The 3,642-nt window shown below is 73.0% G+C and carries 3 protein-coding genes; 2 read left to right on the forward strand and 1 reads right to left on the reverse strand.

Annotated features, from left to right (window positions below; all coding sequences use genetic code 11):
• The coding region (locus AB0J09_RS59235) for a 1-acyl-sn-glycerol-3-phosphate acyltransferase (protein ID WP_360712267.1) at positions 1–805 on the forward strand (805 nt) is incomplete at its 5' end.
• Positions 806–1,074: 269 nt separating this feature from the next.
• On the opposite strand, the gene AB0J09_RS59240 is transcribed toward AB0J09_RS59235, so the two are convergent.
• On the reverse strand, positions 1,075–1,893 hold the full coding sequence (locus AB0J09_RS59240; RefSeq protein WP_360712270.1) for a transglutaminase-like domain-containing protein: 819 nt from the start codon (positions 1,891–1,893) through the stop codon (positions 1,075–1,077).
• A 173-nt stretch (positions 1,894–2,066) separates the two neighbouring features.
• On the opposite strand from AB0J09_RS59240, the gene AB0J09_RS59245 reads away from it, so the two are divergent.
• A partial coding sequence (locus tag AB0J09_RS59245; protein WP_360712272.1) for an FAD/NAD(P)-binding protein occupies positions 2,067–3,642 on the forward strand: 1,576 nt, incomplete at its 3' end.

Consider the following 3,642-nt stretch of genomic DNA (forward strand, 5'->3'; position numbering starts at 1 on the left):
GTTCCTGGTGCTGCTCGCCGGGGTGCCGCTGTCCCTGGTGGGGCGGATGCGGGCGGCGTGGCGGACGGAGCTCACGATGGCCTGGGCGCGACTGCTTCTTCGCTCACTCGGCGTCCGGCTCGAGATCACGGCGCCGGAAAGCAGCATCACGGCGCCGGAAAGCAGCGCGGCGCCGGAAGCCGGTGCGGCATCGCAGACGGGTCCGGCGTCGGGCATCGGGACGGCGCCGGAGCGGGGCGCTCTGGTCGTGGCGAATCACGTGTCCTGGCTCGACCCACTCGTCCTCGCGGCCACGCTACCGTCGCGGCTGCTCGCCAAGCGGGAGATCGGCGAGTGGCCTGTCATCCGCACGCTGGCCGCCGGCTCGGGCGTGCTGTTCATCGACAGGGAGCGACTGTCCGCGCTGCCGTCGGCCGTCGCCGCGGTCGCCGACGCTCTCAGGGCGGGCGAGACCGTGGTCGCCTTCCCCGAGGGCACCACCTGGTGCGGTCGCGGGATGGGCCGGTTCCGCCCGGCCGTGTTCCAGGCGGCCGTGGACGCGGGCGCCCCGGTCCTCCCGGCCATGGTGCGCTACCGCGAGGGCGCGGCGATCTCGACCCGTGCCTGCTACGTCGGGGACGACTCGCTGCTCGCCTCCATCGCCCGGGTGGCCGCGACCCGTGACCTGGTCGTGGAGGTCACGCTCTTCGCCGACGTACGGCCCGCCGCGCCCACGAGCAGGCGGCCGCAGGCCCGTGCGGGCCTGGCGAGGATTACCGAGAGCCGGGTACGCGCCAACATGCTCGAACCGCACGATCACGAGTAGGCGGCAGAGCGCGGCACCCGCCCGAGATCCCCGCACGGAGGTGAGCAGACGATGCGGAGTTCCCCTGCCAGAGGAAGGGCGGCTCGACCTCAGGCGTATTCTCGAAGATCAGCTGGAGATCACCCTGGCCGCCCGGCTCGGTGTACGCACAGATCGCAAGGACCCGCGGACACCGGAAGCTGGGTTGGGCCGATGCGGGGGGGATGCGGGCGCCGCCCAGTCCGTCTCGCTCAACACGTCCATCGGTCCCGTCGCAGCCATGGCGATGTTCAGCGAATCTCGTCCGGAACCCGCAGCTCCGCGCTCTGATAGAGCCGGTCGACGGCGTCAGGGTCGGCCGCCGCGCAGGCGGCCGCGACCTCGTCGATCAGCAGGTCGTAGTCGGGGCCGGTCTTGCCCTGGTAGGAGGCGGTCATCCGGCCCCACTCGTCCCAGGGCAGCGTCTCCATCTTGCACAGGGCGGCCAGGTCGCGAATGGCGTTACCCCGGATCTCGGCCACGCCCCACGCATGCGTCGTCCTCCAGACCCCGAACGTGTCCGGATCCACCGTCCCCTTCCGGTGGAGCGTCCATGACTCGCCGCCGGTCAGGAACTCTCCCGGCGCCAGATCCTCTGGGTGGTCCACCTGGTCCCCGTTGAGGATCTCGCTGTCGACGCGCACCCATCGCCGCTCGTCGGCGCGCCAGTATTCGGTGATCCAGTGGTCGACGTGCTTGCCCGGGACGAAGTAGGTGGCGAACCCGCATCGCGTCCGGGTGGGGATGCCGCGCAGGCGGAGCAGGGCGCAGCTCAGCGTGGCGAAGTGGCGGCAGGTGCCCACCACCCGCAGATGCGCGGGGCGCGGCGTGGTGAGCGGCGCCGAATCGAGCCGGGTCAGCGCCTCGACGATGGCACTCACGGGACGCAGATCCTTCTCCGCCATGCGCTCCTCGGGGACGGGCAGCGTGGCGGCGTCATGCGGCTGGATGACGAGCCCGCTCGCGACCCGGCAGATCTCCACCGGATCAGACGGCAGGGCGGCGGCCAGGGGTAATTGGCCTGCGGTCAGTGTGGTGAAGAGTCCTGGGCGTGCGTAGTCGATGGCCATACCAGGGACCTTAGCCAGCGCCACCGACAAGAGGGGTTACGCCGCTCACCCGAGTTGACGATCATCCCCCTAATACCTACTGTTTATATAGGTATTCGCGAGCGCCATCGCGGGGACGACGCGGCGCGTCGTGTAATCGAAGGACAGCAGGGTGGCTGGGGGAGGTGGTCGGGGTGGGTGCTCTCGCGGTGATCGGGGCTGGTCCCACGGGGACGTCGCTCGTGGAGCGGATCTGCGCCAACGCCTCCGAGTTGCTCGGGGACCAGGTGCTGGACGTGCACGTGGTGGACCCGTACCCGCACGGCGCGGGCCGCGTCTGGCGGGCCGGCCAGCCCGAGCTGCTGTGGGCCAACTCCGTGGCCGGCGACATCACGATCTTCACCGACCGTTCGGTGCGCTGCGAGGGGCCGGTCCGGCCGGGGCCGTCGCTGGCCGAGTGGCTCGGCTGCGAGCCCGGGTTCTTCGCGCCCCGCCCGGTCCTGAGCCGCTACCTCTCCTTCGCCTTCGAGCGCGCCCTGCGCACCGCGCCGCGCAACGTGCGGGTGCATCTGCACCGGGACACGGCGGTCGGCCTGGCCGACCGGCCCGGGGGCCAGCAGGTGGAGTTGTCCCGCGGGGGCACGCTGGAGGTGGACGCGGTGGTGCTCGCGCAGGGCCACCAGAGCGTGCTGCCCTCGCCGCAGGAGACCGGGGAGGTGGCGTTCGCCGCCCGGCACGGCCTGACGTACGTGCCCACCGGGTACGCCGCCGACCTCGACCCCCGTGTGATCCCGGCGGGGGAGCCGGTGCTCGCGCGGGGCGCCGGGCTGGCGTTCATCGACCTGATGGTGCTGCTCACGTCGGGCCGCGGCGGCCGGTTCACCCGGCACGAAGGGGAGCTGCACTACGTGCCCAGCGGGGCGGAGCCGCGGCTGTACGTGGGGTCGCGCAGGGGGGTGCCGTACCACGCCAAGACCGGCTACCGGCTGGCCGCCCCGCCGCCCGGCCTGCCCAGGTTCATCACCCCGGGCGCGCCTCCCGGGGATCTGCGGCGGGCGGTGGCCAAGGAGCTGGCGTACGCGTACTACTTCGAGCTGTTCAACACGCACCCGTCGCGTACCCGGATCGGGTGGGACGGGTTCGAGCCCGCCTTCGCGCTGGCCGAGTGGGGCGGGAAGGAGATGCGCGCCCTGGTCACCAAGGCCGTCCCCAGGTTCGCGGACCGCCTGCACCTCGAGCGGCTGGAGCGGCCCCTGCACGGGATGCGGTTCGGCGACCTGGCGGGGCTGGGGCGGTGGATGTCCGGCTACCTGGCGGCCGACCTGGAACGGCGGGCCGACCCGGCGCACAGCGCGGACCTGGCGATGATCCACGGACTGATCGCCCTGCGCGGCGTGCTGCCCGAGGACCCCTGGTTCCAGGGGCTGTACAACTACTTCGCCAGCGGTCCGCCGGCGCCCCGGCTGGCGGAGCTGCGGGCGCTGGCGCGGGCGGGTGTGGTGACGTTCCTGGGCGCGGCGCCGCGGATCGGGCAGGACGATCGGGCGGGGGTGTGGCGGGCGGTCAGCGCGACCGTCCCTGGCGCGGTCGAGGCGCGGGCCCTGGTGGAGGCCCGGCTGCCGGATCCGGCCGTGGCCCGCAGCACCGACCCCCTCCTGGCCGCCCTCTACGTCCGGGGCGAGTGCCACGAGTCGGGGGGCCTCCTGGACGTACGCCTCCCGGACCGCCGCCTGCTGAACCGGGCCGGAGCCGCCCACCCCCGCCGCTTCG

The sequence above is a fragment of the Nonomuraea sp. NPDC049784 genome, assembly GCF_040659615.1.
In the GTDB taxonomy this organism is placed as follows: domain Bacteria; phylum Actinomycetota; class Actinomycetes; order Streptosporangiales; family Streptosporangiaceae; genus Nonomuraea.

What these genes read in the sequence shown, in the direction of transcription:
- AB0J09_RS59240 (WP_360712270.1), bottom strand. Translation starts at nt 1,893, where the DNA reads ATGGCCATCGACTACGCACGCCCAGGACTCTTCACCACACTGACCGCA.